A 15,189-nucleotide genomic window follows, 5' to 3' on the forward strand; every position below is an offset into this window, starting at 1 on the left:
TTTCTGATTGCGGACCGTCAAACAGGGGTTTCTCTGGTGAAGATAAATACGTCCCTTGCGGAGGCCGGCTTTTGATCGTTCCCACGCTCTGCGTGGGAATGCCGCCCCGGACGCTCCGCGTCCAGTAGTCGGCGCAAGGCTCGATGCCTGTGCAACGCGACGCGGAGCGTCACCGGATGCGTTCCCACGCGGAGCGTGGGAACGATCGCTAGGTCACTTGACCGCTTTCGCCGTGGCGATCCAGCCATCGAACGTGGCCTTGTTTTCACTCATCCAGTCATCCGCGAGCTTGCGAATATTGCGTTCGCTCGAACCGTCCTGGCTGATGGTCTTTTCCCAGTAGCTCCAGGTTGCCTGGGAGAAGGCCATCTGCTCCACCAGCGTCTTGATCGCCGGGTTGGCGGCGATGAATTTCTTGTTGCCGATCGCGTACCAGTTCCAGGCCGCCATCGCCATGCGGCACGGATCGGCGCCTCCGGCACAGCCGGCCACGCCCGGGGTCAGCGCCGAGACCGCGCTCGGGACATTGCCCGGCAAGGCGTCGAACGGCGTCGGCAACCACACCACGTCCTTGCCCGGCACCATGGTGTTGGTCATCCAGGACGGTGCCCAGGCATAGAAGAACACCGGCTCGCCGCGCTTGAGGCGGGCGACGTTTTCGAACATCAGCGCTTCATATTTGCCGCGTACCGGGTTGACCGTGTCCTTGAGGCCGAACTTGTCGAGCTGGTAGTCGACCACATCCCCGCAGCCCCAGCCCGGATCGCAACTGATCAGGCTGGCCTTGCCGTTCTTGCCGAAGAGCCCGGCGATCTTCGGGTCCTTCATTTGTTCCAGGCTGGTGATCCCGTAGGCGTCGGCGGTTTTCTTGTCGATCATGTAGCCGTTGTAGCCCGCGCCGGTAATGAAGCCTGCGCCGACCACCTCGGTGCGGTCCTTGACCTTGTCAAAGCTGGGTTGCAGTTGCGGCAGGGTCACGTCCATCGACAGGTCCAGGTCGCCCTGGGCCGCCGCCGGGAAAAACAGCGTGGTGTTGACGGTGCTCAACTTGGTGTCGTAGCCCAGGCGCTTGCTGGCCTCGATGGCGATTTTCGTCAGGACATAGTTGCCGCCGGTGCTTTCCGATTGCACGAAGCGGATGGTCTTGCCGTTGCCCGGCAGGTCGTCGGCCAGCACCGAGGTGCTGGCCAGCCCGGCCAGGGACAACGCGGTTGCAAATCCAAGCAAGGCTTTGAATGGACGCATCATGATTTCCTCTTTTTTTCTCGTTATGGTTAAGGGTTGGCAGTGAAGAAAGGGCTCGACAACTGGCATTCATGATTGTTGTTGGGGATGCTTCCTAGGCATTCAGCGGACGCGGGTTGAACAGGCGCTTGAACAGCGACTTGCGCTTGCGTACCGACGGCTGCGCCAGTTTCTGGGTGATCCGGTCGAGCATCATCGCCAGCAGCACGATGGCGATACCGCCTACCGCGGCGCGGCCCACGTCCATCCGCCCCAGACCTTGCAAGACCACCAGGCCCAGGCCTTCGGCGCCGATCATCGCCACCACCACCGACATCACCATGGCGGTCAGCACGGTCTGGTTGAGGCCGCCGAGAATGGTCGGTATCGCCAGCGGCAACTGGATTTCCCAGAGCAACTGGCGGCTGTCGGCACCGAAGGCGTGGCCGGCTTCGACGAGTTCGGTTTCCACCATGCGGATGCCCAGGTAGGTGAAGCGGATCAGGGGCGGACAGGCGGAGATCACCACCGCGACTTCACCCGACACGGTGCCCACGCCGAACAGCATCACCACCGGCACCAGGTATACGAAGGTCGGCGTGGTCTGCATGATGTCGAGGATCGGCCGCATGATCTGCCAGACCCGTTCGCTGCGGGCGCACCACACCCCCACGGGAATCCCGACGAGCATGCAGATGACAATCGCCGTGGTGATCAGCGACAAGGTGGTCATGGCTTCGTCCCACACCCCCAGCGCGGCGATGGCCACCAGGGCGACGGCGCTGAACAGGGCCACGCCCAGGCTCGCGGCGCGGTAGGCGATGAGGAACATCAGCAGCACCATCACCGGGAACGGGATGGCATGGATCAGTGAGTCGCTCAGCGCCAGCAGGTGTTCCACCGGCCAGCGGATGGCGAGGAATATCGGCCGCAGGTGAATGCCCAGCCACTCGACGCCCTGGCTGATCCACTGGTCCACGGGAAAAACGGCAAGGTCTTCTGAACTAAGCATGCTGGGCAACCTCCGCAGCGTTGGCGCGAGGGGGCGGGACGCTGGCAATGCAATCAAGGATATGGGCGCTGTTCAGGGTGCCGACAAACAGCCCCTCGCCATCGACCACGGCTATCGGCAGGCCCGGCTTGAGCAGGCGCGCCACTTCCACCAGCTTGGCGCTGGCCGGCACGCTGACAAACTGGGTCGACAGGCGTTGCAGAGCATCGCTGCCGCCGCCAACGGCCAGCAGCGCCGCCGCATCGAGCACGCCCACCGGCTTGCCGCTGGTGTTGAGGACAAAGGCACCGGCGTTGTCATTGCCGACCACGCGGGTATCGCCCTGGACCAGCAAGGTGTCGGCGACCTGCATGACCGAGCGCGCGTCGAACAGGCGCGAGCGGTCCACCTCGCGGGTGAACGAGGCGACATAGTCGCTGCCGGGGTCCATGACGATTTCCTGGGGCGTGCCCTCGCGCACCACCTGGCCGTCGGCCATGATCGCGATACGGGTGCCCAGCTTCAGGGCCTCCTGGAAATCGTGGGTGATGAACAGGATGGTTTTTTTCAGGGTGCGTTGCAGGCGCAGCAATTCGTCCTGCATTTCCGTGCGGATCAACGGATCGAGGGCGCTGAAGGCCTCGTCCATGATCAGCACGTCGGCATCGGTGGCCAGGGCCCGGGCCAGGCCGACCCGCTGGCGCATGCCGCCGGACAGTTCATGGGGGTGGTGCTCGGCCCACTTGGCCAGGCCGACGATGGCCAGGACTTCCTCGGCGCGCTTGCGGCGTTCGGCGGCACCGACGCCACGCAACTTGAGGCCGAACTCGGTGTTTTCGATCACGGTCTTGTTCGGCAGCAGGGCGAAATGCTGGAACACCATGGAGATGCGCGTGCGGCGCACCTCGCGCAAGTCGCTTTCGTTCAAGGCCACCAGGTCCGTGCCGTCCAGCAGGATCCTGCCCGCGGTCGGTTCGTTCAAACGGTTGATGCAACGGGCCAGGGTGGATTTTCCCGAGCCGGACAAACCCATGATCATGTAGATCGCGCCACTGGGAATGGACAGCGATACGTTGTTCAGGCCGACCACGGTGGCGGTCTCGGCCAGGATCCGGTCTTTGCTGGCCCCGGCGGTCAAGAGCTGCATGGCTCTGTCGGGGGTCGAGGAGAAGACCTTGTAGAGGTTCTCAATCTTCAGTCGTTCGCTCACCAATTGCCTCCAATTGTTGTTTTGCAATCTGCGGAAAACTTCATCAATAGAAATTTTTGGGCTACTGGCAGTCAAAGGTCCTTCGGTGTCGCGGGCGCAAGGGTGCAGTCTCAAAAATTTCTTGTTGTTGTGCGAGGGCACTTACAGCATGAGCGGTGTGGCGAGTGCAAGGGTGAGACGTCAGCCGGTAGTGGATTGCGTCGGGTCCATGCTTTCCCGCGCCTTGCGGGCGACGCGGAAGGCTTCGACACCCGCCGGCACGCCGCAGTACACCGCGATCTGGACCAGGGCGGCGCGCAGTTCCTCGTCCGTGAGACCGTTGCGGATCGCGCCGCAGAAGTGCGTGCCGAACTCGTCCATCCGGCCCAGCGCCGCGAGCATGCCGAGGTTCAGCAGGCTGCGTTGCTTGAGGTCGAGGGACTCGTCGGTCCAGACCATGCCCCAGCAGTATTCGTTGAGCACGGCCTGGAACGGCCGCGAGAAATCGTCGGCCTTGCCCAGCGCCTGGTCGACGTAGGCATTGCCCAGGACCTGGCGGCGAACTGTTTCGCCTTGAGCCTGCAGTGACTTATCCATGGTGTACCTCCGAATCGGAAAGAAATTCGCGCATGAGCGTTGCCACCTGTTCCGGGGCCTCGATCAGAATGCAGTGGCGCAACCCCGGCAGGATCTTCAGCTGCGAGCCCCGGATGCGTTCGTGCATGAAGGCCGCCATCCTCGGGTTCGAGCCGGCATCCTCGGCGCCGGTGGCGATCAGTGTCGGGCAGCGAATCTGCTGGAGCTGGTCGCCGAAGTCCGACTCCGCCAGCACCCGATACGCCGCGGCATAACAGCCGGGATCGTTGGCGGCGTTCTGTTGCCGCAGCCGGCTGACGGCCTGCGGGTGGCGGGCCTGGAAATCCTCGGTCAGCCAGCGTGACAGCGACGCTTCGTAATGGGCCACCGGCTCGCCGGTCTGCAGGGCCGCCAGGCGCGCCTGCACCCGTTCGCGTTCCTCGGCGTTGCGTCCGGCGACCGTCGACAGCAATACCAGGCGCCGGACCCGCGCCGGGTGGGTCAGGGCCATGCGCTGGGCGATCAGTCCGCCCAGCGAGAAGCCGGCGAGGTCGAAGTCCTTGAAGCCGACATGATCGGCCAGGGCCAGGGCTTCGCCCACCAGGTGATCGATTTCATAGCGGCCGGGCGTGCGGGATGACTGGCCGTGGCCGCGCAGGTCGAAGGTCAGGAGGGTGAACTGCTCTTGCAGGCGGTCCACCACCTCGCCCCAGGCCTCCAGGCTGGAGCCGACGCCATGGATGCACAGCAGCGGGCGCGGCCCCTGGCCGTCGAGGCGATAGTTGAGCGTGACATTGGCCACGCTGAAGCGTTGTGCTTCGCTCATGGCGGTCACTCCGTGGCCTTGTCGCGGCGTTTGGTGCGCTCACGCTCGGCGAACACCGGCATCACCTCGTCGATAAACAGGCGCAGGGTCTGCTTCTGCAGCTCGAACGGCAGGTTGAAGGTCAGGCCCAGGCAATACTGGTCGACGCCGGCGGCTTCGTAGTCGAGCAGCTTCTCGATGATTTCCTCCGGGGTGCCGAACATCAGGTTGCGCCGCAGGTTCTCCGGGTTGTAGTTGTCCTTGCCCCGGACACTTTCAAAGGACACCGGCTCGGGGAAGCCGTTGTGCACGGTGCCGATGTTCTGCATCAGGTTCTCGAAGGCCCGGCCGAAGTCCATGCTGTGCCTGACCGGCAGTTCCCAGTCTTGCGCCCTGGCATACACGCAGGTACGGCGCTGCATCATGAAACGCGGACGCGGCACATGGGGATTGTCGGCGACGGCCTTGTTGAATTTCTCACCCAGTACGGCGATTTCAGCCGCCGGCAGCGAGAGCGGGGTGGAGAGGATGTTGGCGCCGATGCCCACCGCCCAGTCGAAGGTGCCCGGGTCCCGCGCGGCCACCCAGATACGCGGGTGATCCTTCTGCAACGGCTTGGGCACGGCCGCCGTCCGCGGGAATTTCCAGTAGTGGCCATCATGGGCGTAATCCCCGGCCCAGAGCTTCTGTACCGCCGGCACCAGTTCCTTCATGTAGCCGACGCCCTCCTGCTGCTGCAGGCCGGGGGTCATGCGATCGAACTCGTACTGGTAGGAGCCGCGGGCGATGCCGAACTCCAGGCGGCCCTTGGTCAGGTGGTCGCACAACGCGGCTTCGCCGGCCAGGCGGATCGGATGCCAGTAGGCGGCCGCCAGGGTCGCGGTACCCAGGCGAATGCGCTGTGTGTGCTGGGCCAGCCATACCAGGGTCTGGAACGGGTTGGGCGCGATGGTGCATTCGAGGGTGTGGTGCTCCGAGGTCCACAGGGTTTCGAAGCCGCCTTCATCGGCGATCTGCGCCAGTTCCAGCAGGTTGGCCATGACGGTCTGCATGGGCACGTCGGGGGAGAAACGTTCCATGCTCAGGGATACGGCAAATTTCATGAGGTGCTCCTTGAATAATCAGCGCAGGCGGATGACAAACGGATCCTGCATCTCGCCGGAGTAATCGATGACCACGTTCTTGGCCCGGGAAAACTCACGCATCACGTCAAAGCCGCCGCGACGGCCATAGCCGCTCTGCTTGAAGCCGCCATTGGCGGACATGTAGGCGGAACTGCGGTAGGTGTTGATCCACACCGTGCCGGCGTCGATACGGTTGGCGAAGCGCATGGCGCGGTCGATGTTCTGGGTCCAGATGCCCGAGGCGAGGCCGTAGTGGGTGTCGTTGGCCAGGCCGATCATCTGTTCTTCCGAAGTGAAGGGCATGACGCCGATCACCGGCCCGAACAACTCGTCACGCATGAACGGCATGTCGTTGCTGGCGTTGGTCATCACCGTCGGTTCGAAATACCAGCCTTCGGCCAGGTGCGAGCTGCTCGGACGCTTGCCGCCGATGGCCGCCCGGGCACCCTGTTGCACGCCGCTGGCGATGTAGCCTTCGATTTTCTGCAACTGGGCCTGCAAGGCCAGCGGGCCGATATCGGTGTGTTCTTCCATGGGATGGCCGACGGTGATGTTCCGGGTGCGGGCCACCAGGGCCTCGACGAAGCGGTCGTAGATCGGGGCCTCGACGAAGCAGCGCGAACCGGCGACGCAGCTTTGCCCGGCGGCGGCGAAGATGCCGGAGACCACGCCGTTGACGGCCTTGTCGATGTCCACATCGGCGAACACCACGTGGGGTGATTTGCCGCCCAGTTCCATCTGGCACGGCACCAGGTTGTTCGCCGCGTTGCCGGCGATGCGCCGGCCGGTGTCGGTGCTGCCGGTGAACACGTATTTGGCGATGTCCGGATGACGGGTCAGGGCATCGCCGGTCACCGGACCGTTGCCGGTGATGACGTTGACCACGCCGGCGGGGAAGCCGGCCTCGATGATCAGTTCGGCCAGGGCCAGGGTGGAGGCACTGGCATGCTCGGACGGCTTGATCACCACGGTGTTGCCGATGGCCAGGCAGGGCGCCAGGGTGCCGGTGAGCAGCATCAGCGGCGAGTTCCACGGGGTGATCATGCCGATCACGCCCAGGGGCTCGCGGGTGCTGTAGTTGAGCTGGTTGAGCTTGTTGACCGGAATGGTTTCGCCCTGCAGCTTGTCGGCCATGCCGGCGAAGTAGGTGTAGGCGTCGGGCAGGGCACTCATCTGCGCCTGCATTTCCCGCAGCAGTTTGCCGTTGTCGCGGGTTTCCAGCAGGGCCAGTTCCTCGGCGTGTTCGGCCACCAGTTGTGCCAGGCGATAGAGCAGTTTGCCCCGGGCGGTGGGTGTCTGGTTGCGCCATTGCGGATCATGGAAGGCGCGCTGGGCCGAAGCGACCGCGCGCTCGACGTCACTGGCGTCGGCCTGGGCGAACTGGTACCAGGAGCGGCCGGTGGTGGGGTCGAAGCTGTCGATGTAGGTGTCGCTGGCGGGCGCGACGAAGCGGCCGTCGATAAACAGGTTGAGGCGATTGCCCTCGAGGGCGCTGACCGTGGTTTTCATGCGAGTGTCCTGTAGGTGCGTGTCAAAGGGATTCGGGCGCCAGCGCGGCGTTCTCGAGCATCGCTATCCGCCCGCTGGCGGCGGAACCGGTGTAGATGCCGAACTGCTGGTTCTGGCGTTCGCGGGCATAGCGGCGGACCACCGAACGCAGCTCGTTGACCGGCATCAGTTCGATGGGCAGTTCGTCCAGCGGGAAGAAGCGCAGGGTGTCGGGCAGCTCGGTATCCAGCGCTCCGAGCTGGGCGCGGTAGATCAGGTAGCCGGGGTCGGTATCGTCGACATCGAAGGCCGAGTACAGGAAGGTCGACTCCAGTTCCACCGGCAGGGAGCAGTGCCCGGCATCGATAAAACCCTTGCGCTTGCCGGCCACGGGCAAGGTCCAGCCGCCCTGGCCGTCGGCGCGGAACAGGATCGCGTCACCGGCTTCGATCAGGTAGCCGATGATCATCTTGTGGGAGTCCAGCCAGCTGGCCGGCAGCGGGTCCTGGATGTTCGCGTAGCGGCCCCGGCAGAAACACAGCGGCAGCTTGGGGCTGGTGCCGAACGCACGGACCTGGCCGATCAGCACCAGGTGGTCGCCGGCTTCGATGCGCTGGTCCACGGTGCAGTCGAACCAGGTCAGGCTGTCGGTGAGGATCGGCGCGCCGGTATGGACCGTGTCGTGATTGACGGTCTGGAACTTGTCCGGCGACTTCGAGGCGAAGGTCCCGGAAACGTCCACTTGCCCTTCATGCAGCAAGTTGACGGCGAAATGTTCGGTGCTGGCGAACGCGGTGTAGCTGGCCGCCGATTTGCCGACGCACACCAGCAGCAACGGCGGGTCGAGGGAGACCGAGGTGAACGAATTGGCCGTCATGCCCCGGGGATTGCCATCGGCGTCATGGGTGGTGATGACGGTGACTCCGGTCACGAAGGTGCCGAAGGCCTGGCGCAGGGCGCCGGGATCGACGGCTGCGGCTTTGGCGTTGACCATGGTGCTCGGCATCGCAGTGCTCCTGTGTGCAAGGGCATGTTCTTGTGGTGTGAAGCAAGCCTACGGGGAAGGAAAACCGCGGGCTTGCGTCGATCAAGAGGAAGCTGGGTGGTTTTTTTGCTGCGGTTGCGAGGGACGATCAGTCCCTGGGCTGTTCCGCTTCCATCTCCGCCATGTCCTGATAGCGGTCGGCGATCCGTGGGTGCGCCCGCGAGCCATCGGAGGCGCCGATGGCGATCAGCACTTCATCCGGGCCCGGCGCATCGGCGATCTGGAAATTGGCGGTGAGGAAGTGCGAGCGCTTGCCGGTTTCGCTTTTGTGCACCATCGGCAGGGCAAGCAGGGCGCCCGGCGCATTGCGGGTGTTGGTGAAGCTGAGGTAGGCCGTGCCTTGCACCGCTTCGCGGAACAGGTTGCCGAAGCGCAGGGTGTGGATCAGCCCCGAGGCGTGCTCGATCTCGCCGTTGACCCCGACGGCAGCGGCCTTGCCAAAGGCTTCGACCTTGTCGCCCGGCATCAGGGCGGTCAGGCGACGGGTCATCTCGTACCCCAGGCCTGGGGCCAGGCGCAGGATTTCCGGCCGCAGGTTCTCGACGAAGCCCTGGCCGGCCCAGGGGTTTTTCAGCACCGCGGCGACAACGATCAGGGTGATCGGTTGGCCGGCGTCCTTGCCGCCCTCGATATAGGTTTCCTCGATAAAGGTGCAGTACTTCCTGACGCCCAGATTTTCCAGATTCATGATGACTCATCGCCCTTGTGGCTGTTGGTTTTGCCCAAGGCTATGGGCAAAGGCAAAACCCGTCTTCCTTGGTTACGCAGTACAAATACGCTGGACATTGCTCTTGACCGGAGCAAGTATCAGGCGAGCCGGGCAGGCAACTTGACTGCCATGTCCTCCATGTCCAGGTGAATGCCTTGAATCGAGAAATGCAGATACTCTCGTTGCGCGATGTCGCCAGCCAGATCAACTCCGGTGGTGATCTGCAGTCGATGCTGCATCAGCTGGTCTACGCCAGTTGCCGGCACACCCACTGGACCATGAGTTCGATCATGGCCATTGATATGGAGGCTGGTTTCGGCCATGTGATTGCCCGTCATGACCCGACGCTGGTGCAGCGGCCACTGGTGGATTGCTGGGAGTTGTCGTCGAGCCCGGTGATGACTGCCTTGCAGCGCAACGAGCCGGTATTCATCCGTGATGTGCGCGAATGCGAGTACCCCGGCTATCGCCGTGAATCCGTGGAACGCGACTACCGTACGGTGATGGTGATGCCCATGAACTGCACCGATTTCGACGGTCGCCCCATGGTGCTCAGCGTCATTTCCCGCACGATCATGGACGTCTCGGAAGAGGATCGGGTATTCCTCGGCATGATCATTCACCTCGGTGCCATTGCCGTGGAGCGCCAGCGCCAGCTGGAAGCCGAGCGCCGTGCCGCCGAGCGCATGCAGCAGGCCTTGCATGTGCACACGACCTTGCTGGAACACGTACTGGACGGTGGTTCGGTGACGTCGCTGTCGCTGATGGTCGGCGATCAGTTGCCCAATCCGGTGATCGCCGTCGACTTCACTGCCAACCAGGTGGTGGCCGGGCGCTCCCCGGACACCGCGCTGTTCGACGACAGCGCCTGGCAGGCGGCCGCTGCCGGGGTACTGAGCGTGCAGATTTCCAGGGCGGCCCAGGAAAGCCTGCGCAGCGCGCTGAGGAACACGGTGAATCTGTTTCTCGACGACGGCCGGCGCCAGTTCACCCTGCGGGCACAGATCGAACCGCTGATGGTCGATCACGAACTGGTGGGGGCACTGGTGCTGTTCCCGGTGGCGCTGCCGATGAACGAACTGGACCTGCTGATGCTGGAAAGTGCCAAGTTCGCCTTGAGCGTGCAGATGATGCGCAGCTTTATCCGGTTTCGCTTCGAAACCCGGACCCAGACCGAACTGCTGTTCGAAGTCCTCGAAGGCCGCTGGCGCGACGCCGACGACATCCTGCAACGGGCCCGACGCCTGGGCATCCATTTCCACAGCGCGCAGCAGATGATCATCGTCGATTACGGCGGCAAGGCCCGCGAGTCGAAGAACCTGCATCACAACGTCGCGCGTATCCTGGCGCGGGCATCGATCCAGGCCACGGTGATCATCGTCGACAACGGCCTGGTGTGCCTGGTGCCCTCGGAGGGCGAGAAGGGCCGCGAGCGCCTGGTCAAGGTCAAGCGCCAGATTGCCGATGACCTGGCGCACTACCTGGGCGGCGAGCCGATCCTGCTGGCCAGTGGCGTGTGCCGGGCGCTCGGCGACTACCCCGCCGCCTGGGAGCGCTGCCGGCGGTTGATCGACATCGCCCGTTCGTTCGGTCGCAGCGGCCCGATTTCCGATCAGGACTTCGGGCCGATTCCCATTTTCGTGGCGGCGGTGGGTGGGGAGGATATCCGCACCTTCGTCAACGAAAGCGTCGGCGCCATGCTGGCCCACGACCGCAAGCACCACACGCCTTACCTGGAAACACTGACGGCCTATCTGCGCGAGAGCTGCCGCAGCCAGGCGTGCGCCGATGCGATGGGGGTCCATGTGACGACGCTGAGGTATCGGTTGTCGCGGATCCAGGAGCTGTTCGGCATCGACGTGGAGACGCCGGAGCGACGGTTTGCCACGGAGTTGGCGATTCATTTGCAGCGGGTGATCGATAGCTAGGATGCCTGCCCGGACTGTTGTCCCGGTGCGGATTGATACTGATTAGAGCAACCGGCGACCAAGACTGGTAAAATCCGTTAGCTTCCTAAATATCAAACTGCCTATCTGTAAATGAGACATCGATAATGAGTAATGAACTGAGCGAGGAGGAGATGCGCCTGGCGCTGTTTGGTACCTCCAGCCCAAACGCCGAACCGGTACCGATCCCCGCGCCATCGCCTGAGCCGACGTTTGTCCCGGCTCCGTCAGCAGCCCCCAGGCGTCGTCCTGTCGCCAAGGCGCTCTCGCCGAAACTGAGGGTCACGCTGCACGCTACGCGGGAGTTTGAAGGCGAGATCGAGGTGCTCACTTATGACGCCAATACCCTGAGCACCTTCGTTGCGGAACAGGAAGCCAAGAACGAAGCGAAAAAGAAGAAGTTCCGCTACTTCGATGTGGTGTCGGTCAAACCCATCTAGTAGCGGAAGGCTTCAGCGCGTGCGCCGATGACCAGTGAGTGCCGTACCTGTCACTGGCCATCCAGGAGACGAGGCAGCCCCAGCGGATTGCTGTCGCGCAGGGCCTCGGGCAGGAGGGCATCGGGAAATCCCTGGTAGCACACCGGCCGCAGGAAGCGCTCGATGGAGGTCATGCCGACGGACGTGAAGCGGCTGTCCGAGGTGGCCGGATAGGGACCGCCATGGATCGCCGCGAATGACACTTCCTGGGGATGGGCAAAGGCATTGACGACGATACGCCCGGTGCGTCTCTCCAGGATCGGCAGCAGGCGCCGGGCCGTCGGCAGGTCATCGGCCTCCAGGTGAATGGCGGCGCTGAGTTGACCGCGCAGCGAGCGGGCGACCGCAAGCAGTTGCTCTTCATCCCGGACCCTGACCAGCAATGCCGCCGGGCCGAACACTTCTTGCGACAGTGCTGTTTCACGCAGGAACTGCTCGCCATCCACTTCCAGCAGCATCGATTGCCCATCGACCGCGGCTTCAGATGCCCGTCCATGGGCGATGGCGGCCGCACCGGCGTTTTGCACGCTTGCCAGGGATTTCATATAGGCCCCATGGATGCCGGGGGTGAGCATGGTCCGCGCTGTCGCCTGTGCCACGCGCTCGATCATCGCCGTGCGCAGCGGCTCGAAGCCGGGGCCGTCAATGGCAATGAGGAGGGCGGGTTTCAGGCAGGCCTGGCCGACATTGACCAGCATGCGTTCGATGAAGCCGTCACCGATGCTCGCGCCTTTTTGAGCCAGCGTATGAGCCAGGACAAAGGTCGGGTTGACGCTGGTCATTTCGGTGAATACCGGGATCGGGTCGGGGCGTTGCTGGGCCCGGCGATAGAGCGCCATGCCGCCCTGTTCCGAACCAGTGAAGGTGACGGCCTTGACCAGTGGGTGATCGACCAGGGCCTCACCAAGGGTGTTGCCTTCGCCGCGTACCATTGAAAATACGCCCAGGTGCAGGCCGTGTTCTTGCACCGCCTTGCGAATCGCCCTGGCCTGAATCTCCGAAGCACCGGGATGGGCGTTATGGGCCTTCAGGATGACCGGCGCGCCCGCCGCCAGGGCGGACGCGGTGTCACCGCCGGCAATCGAGTAGGCAATCGGGAAGTTGCTGGCGCCGAAGATGGCGACCGGGCCGATCGCCATTTTCTGTAGCCGGTGGTCCATGCGGGGGCGCGGCTGACGATCAGGTTGCTCCGGATCGATGGACAACTGCAGGAAACGCCCTTTGCGCACGACGTCGGCGAACTGACGGAACTGGGTCGCCGCCTTGGCCGCTTCACCTTCGAGCTGGGCCTGGGGGATGCCGGTTTCGAGCGCTGCCCTGGCAGCCAGTTCCAGACGGACAGCATCGAGGTTGTCGGCGATGCTTTCCAGGAACGCGGCCCGCCGGGAGAGCGGGGCATGGCTGTAGCTGTCGAATGCCTCGTCGGCGAGAACGGCAGCGGCATCGACGGCAGCTGCGTCGCCCAACGCAAAAGCGGGTTCTATCGTCTGGTTGGTCGCCGGGTTGAGGGCCTTCATGGTCGCCTCGGGGATGGAGAGATCACCTGCGCCGATAAAGAGCTTGCCAGTCAATTGCATTTACTTGCCCTCCAGCGTGGCGATGAGCTCGCCAGTGGCGACGATCGAATGGGCAAATGTCGGGCCATTGAGTTCGTGCGCAGCGTGCATCATTTCCGGTTTGAGGGCCGCGGTGGCGTCCCGTACCAGGGTGACGTGGTAGCCCAGTTCCACCGCGTAGCGGGCGGTCGCCTCGATGCAGGTGTTGGCCAGCAGGCCGACGATGATCACGTGGGTGATGCCCTGCTGCTTGAGGCGGAAATCCAGGTCGGTATTGGCGAATCCGCTGGAGCCCCAGTGTTCCTGAACGACGATGTCACCGTCCTTCGGCGCGAAATCGGGGTGCCATTCCCCACCCCATTCACCGCGTGCGAAGTGATGCATATGCATGACCTTGCATTGGGTCGGACTCGGATGGTCCCAGCTCTCGTAGTCGCCTTTTTCCCAGCGGCGGTGCGGTACAATCACCACTTGAATGCCCTGGGCCCGTACGGTCCGGTCAAGGGCGCGCAGGTTATCGAGCAGGTGAACCTCGTTGGCGACGGGTTCGATGAAGGGGTAGACCTTGCCGCCTTCGGAGAGAAAGTCATTGTAGGGATCGACCAGCAGATAGGCGGTCCGATCGATAGGGTAGGTGATAGTCGACATGGGGGGATCTCCAGCGTTTTTTGGATAGCCAGGGCAGCGGGGGTTGCCCTGGTACTACGTTACTATGATAATCATAGTATCTACTGAGAGGCAAGGTGGTATGTCGGTGAAAGAAAGCGCGCCTGAGACGTTGTGCCCGATCGCGCGGGCTGAGGAAATTATAGGTGGCCGCTGGACGCTGCTGGTTTTGCGCGAGCTGTTCATGGGCAATCGTCGCTTCGACGAGATCCAGATCCAGACGGGCGGAACGCCGCAGATGATTGCCGGTCGCCTGAAAAGCCTGGAGGCTGACGGACTGGTTGAGCGGCGCCCCTACAGCGAGCGTCCGCTGCGCCACGAATACCATCTGACGCCAAAAGGCGAGGCGTTCTATTCCGTGGTCCTGGCGCTACGGGCGTGGGGCGAGACCTGGTGCAAATCGGAAGAGGAAGAATTGGCGGTGCGCTATACGCACAAACTCTGCGGCCAACCAGCGGGCCTGGGGCCGCTTTGCGAGCATTGCGCGCAACCGCTGCGTCGGGAAGACTTGATCAGCGAGCCCGGCGCGGCCTATGCCATGGAGCGCAAGGTGCGGCGTGAGGTGTCGAAAGGGAATTGAAACGAATAGTCAGCGCAGGTGCTTTATCAGTGAGACGATGAAATACAGGGCCAGCGCCGTACCGGCTCCCAACCCGAACGACAGCCATACCTTGTAAGGGCTGGAGGGGGGTCTATGTCTCATTTCCTTGTGGAACGCAGCTACATCGGCGCGTAGCTGTATCAGGTCTTCAGACAGGCTTTGGGATACATCGGTTGGTCGTTGGGGCATGGTGACCGTCCTTTTTCAAGGTGATGGGCCGGGGATGGTTGTCCCATCATGTAGCCCTTCGAATAACTGCAATTGATATCAGCGAAGGCGCAATCCGGCGACTACCTCTCCATGAATGTGAGAAGTGCGACCAGCGCGGTAATCAGGCCTGCTCCAACGACAAAGGGGTAAAGAATTGCTTCAAGCTTTATTTTCTCTTTCTCGATGCCCAGCTTGCGCGCCTCTGCCATGAGCTTGTAGCTCTCCACCGAAAGATTTTCCAGTTCGAGGTGCTCGCGATCTTCTCTCAACATGAAGCTATCCGTCGTCAGGGCAGAGGTGCGTGTTTATGGTGCTGACAGGCGGATTTTGTACCCTTGGGGTACATTTTTGAAGCGTGGCGATGTTTCAACGCATGACTATTTCGATATACCGTCGAGACTCACTCTTTCAGTAGAGGTCCTACTCTATGGTCGGAAAACTCGACAGCTTTCTGGCTTTTTCAGGTTTACTCGAAGAGGTCTTTCACGCTTCCTGTCCGTTAGCAAAAAAGCCCTGAACAGGTTCAGGGCTTTCAGTTTTCCGGACTATTCGTGCAGTACGAAGATCAATCCCAGCTCAA

15 protein-coding genes are annotated in these 15,189 nt (G+C 62.9%); 3 read left to right on the forward strand and 12 right to left on the reverse strand.

From position 1 onward, the window contains the following. Positions 1–213: 213 nt before the first annotated feature. The 9 genes from proX to HX881_RS29480 all read right to left on the reverse strand — a co-directional run bounded on the left by proX (position 214) and on the right by HX881_RS29480 (position 9,130). On the reverse strand, positions 214–1,248 hold the full coding sequence (proX, locus tag HX881_RS29440; protein ID WP_177088068.1) for a glycine betaine/L-proline ABC transporter substrate-binding protein ProX: 1,035 nt from the start codon (positions 1,246–1,248) through the stop codon (positions 214–216). 91 nt (positions 1,249–1,339) lie between these two features. Continuing rightward, complete coding sequence (locus HX881_RS29445; RefSeq protein WP_042935489.1) at positions 1,340–2,236, reverse strand: ABC transporter permease; 897 nt, start codon at positions 2,234–2,236, stop codon at positions 1,340–1,342. Then, positions 2,229–3,425 (reverse strand): betaine/proline/choline family ABC transporter ATP-binding protein, encoded by a 1,197-nt coding sequence (locus HX881_RS29450; RefSeq protein ID WP_177088070.1) that lies wholly within the window; start codon positions 3,423–3,425, stop codon positions 2,229–2,231. Before HX881_RS29450 ends, HX881_RS29445 begins: the two co-directional genes overlap by 8 nt. Before the next feature lie 180 nt (positions 3,426–3,605). After that, positions 3,606–4,001 (reverse strand): carboxymuconolactone decarboxylase family protein, encoded by a 396-nt coding sequence (locus tag HX881_RS29455; RefSeq protein ID WP_017126632.1) that lies wholly within the window; start codon positions 3,999–4,001, stop codon positions 3,606–3,608. Further along, a complete protein-coding gene (locus HX881_RS29460) occupies positions 3,994–4,806 on the reverse strand; it encodes an alpha/beta fold hydrolase (protein ID WP_177088072.1) in 813 nt (270 codons plus the stop codon). The genes HX881_RS29455 and HX881_RS29460 overlap by 8 nt, the downstream gene beginning before the upstream one ends. 5 nt (positions 4,807–4,811) lie before the next feature. Next, positions 4,812–5,888, reverse strand: a complete 1,077-nt coding sequence (locus tag HX881_RS29465; protein WP_177088074.1) for an LLM class flavin-dependent oxidoreductase — start codon at positions 5,886–5,888, stop codon at positions 4,812–4,814. An 18-nt stretch (positions 5,889–5,906) separates the two neighbouring features. Continuing rightward, positions 5,907–7,418, reverse strand: a complete 1,512-nt coding sequence (locus HX881_RS29470) for an aldehyde dehydrogenase (protein ID WP_177088076.1) — start codon at positions 7,416–7,418, stop codon at positions 5,907–5,909. 22 nt (positions 7,419–7,440) lie between these two features. Beyond that, a complete protein-coding gene (locus tag HX881_RS29475; protein ID WP_177088078.1) occupies positions 7,441–8,403 on the reverse strand; it encodes a flavin reductase family protein in 963 nt (320 codons plus the stop codon). A gap of 127 nt (positions 8,404–8,530) precedes the next feature. Continuing rightward, complete coding sequence (locus HX881_RS29480) at positions 8,531–9,130, reverse strand: amino acid synthesis family protein (protein ID WP_017126627.1); 600 nt, start codon at positions 9,128–9,130, stop codon at positions 8,531–8,533. 167 nt (positions 9,131–9,297) lie between these two features. On the opposite strand from HX881_RS29480, the gene HX881_RS29485 reads away from it, so the two are divergent. Together HX881_RS29485 and HX881_RS29490 are read left to right on the forward strand one after the other, a co-directional pair. Continuing rightward, complete coding sequence (locus HX881_RS29485; RefSeq protein ID WP_343054859.1) at positions 9,298–11,079, forward strand: helix-turn-helix domain-containing protein; 1,782 nt, start codon at positions 9,298–9,300, stop codon at positions 11,077–11,079. A 125-nt stretch (positions 11,080–11,204) separates the two neighbouring features. Continuing rightward, entirely contained in the window at positions 11,205–11,537 is a 333-nt protein-coding gene (locus tag HX881_RS29490; RefSeq protein ID WP_177088080.1) for a hypothetical protein, read from the forward strand. A 50-nt stretch (positions 11,538–11,587) separates the two neighbouring features. Here the strand turns inward: HX881_RS29490 and HX881_RS29495 are convergent, their stop codons facing one another. Next, the gene (locus HX881_RS29495; protein WP_177088081.1) at positions 11,588–13,153 is read right to left on the reverse strand and encodes an aldehyde dehydrogenase (NADP(+)); all 1,566 of its coding nucleotides are present in this window, start codon (positions 13,151–13,153) and stop codon (positions 11,588–11,590) included. After that, entirely contained in the window at positions 13,154–13,780 is a 627-nt protein-coding gene (locus tag HX881_RS29500) for a cysteine hydrolase family protein (protein ID WP_017126623.1), read from the reverse strand. A gap of 100 nt (positions 13,781–13,880) precedes the next feature. Here HX881_RS29500 and HX881_RS29505 point away from each other — a divergent pair, with 100 nt between their 5' ends. Next, on the forward strand, positions 13,881–14,378 hold the full coding sequence (locus tag HX881_RS29505) for a winged helix-turn-helix transcriptional regulator (protein ID WP_017126622.1): 498 nt from the start codon (positions 13,881–13,883) through the stop codon (positions 14,376–14,378). A 311-nt stretch (positions 14,379–14,689) separates the two neighbouring features. On the opposite strand, the gene HX881_RS29510 is transcribed toward HX881_RS29505, so the two are convergent. Further along, on the reverse strand, positions 14,690–14,881 hold the full coding sequence (locus HX881_RS29510) for a hypothetical protein (protein ID WP_177088083.1): 192 nt from the start codon (positions 14,879–14,881) through the stop codon (positions 14,690–14,692). Positions 14,882–15,189: the final 308 nt, after the last annotated feature.

The sequence above is a fragment of the Pseudomonas gingeri genome (assembly GCF_013386115.1).
Lineage (GTDB): Bacteria > Pseudomonadota > Gammaproteobacteria > Pseudomonadales > Pseudomonadaceae > Aquipseudomonas > Aquipseudomonas gingeri.

What these genes read in the sequence shown, in the direction of transcription:
- HX881_RS29465 (WP_177088074.1), bottom strand. Translation starts at nt 5,888, where the DNA reads ATGAAATTTGCCGTATCCCTGAGCATGGAACGTTTCTCCCCCGACGTG.
- HX881_RS29500 (WP_017126623.1), bottom strand. Translation starts at nt 13,780, where the DNA reads ATGTCGACTATCACCTACCCTATCGATCGGACCGCCTATCTGCTGGTC.
- HX881_RS29460 (WP_177088072.1), bottom strand. Translation starts at nt 4,806, where the DNA reads ATGAGCGAAGCACAACGCTTCAGCGTGGCCAATGTCACGCTCAACTAT.
- HX881_RS29470 (WP_177088076.1), bottom strand. Translation starts at nt 7,418, where the DNA reads ATGAAAACCACGGTCAGCGCCCTCGAGGGCAATCGCCTCAACCTGTTT.
- HX881_RS29505 (WP_017126622.1), top strand. Translation starts at nt 13,881, where the DNA reads ATGTCGGTGAAAGAAAGCGCGCCTGAGACGTTGTGCCCGATCGCGCGG.
- HX881_RS29510 (WP_177088083.1), bottom strand. Translation starts at nt 14,881, where the DNA reads ATGTTGAGAGAAGATCGCGAGCACCTCGAACTGGAAAATCTTTCGGTG.
- HX881_RS29455 (WP_017126632.1), bottom strand. Translation starts at nt 4,001, where the DNA reads ATGGATAAGTCACTGCAGGCTCAAGGCGAAACAGTTCGCCGCCAGGTC.
- proX (WP_177088068.1), bottom strand. Translation starts at nt 1,248, where the DNA reads ATGATGCGTCCATTCAAAGCCTTGCTTGGATTTGCAACCGCGTTGTCC.
- HX881_RS29475 (WP_177088078.1), bottom strand. Translation starts at nt 8,403, where the DNA reads ATGCCGAGCACCATGGTCAACGCCAAAGCCGCAGCCGTCGATCCCGGC.
- HX881_RS29480 (WP_017126627.1), bottom strand. Translation starts at nt 9,130, where the DNA reads ATGAATCTGGAAAATCTGGGCGTCAGGAAGTACTGCACCTTTATCGAG.
- HX881_RS29490 (WP_177088080.1), top strand. Translation starts at nt 11,205, where the DNA reads ATGAGTAATGAACTGAGCGAGGAGGAGATGCGCCTGGCGCTGTTTGGT.
- HX881_RS29445 (WP_042935489.1), bottom strand. Translation starts at nt 2,236, where the DNA reads ATGCTTAGTTCAGAAGACCTTGCCGTTTTTCCCGTGGACCAGTGGATC.
- HX881_RS29495 (WP_177088081.1), bottom strand. Translation starts at nt 13,153, where the DNA reads ATGCAATTGACTGGCAAGCTCTTTATCGGCGCAGGTGATCTCTCCATC.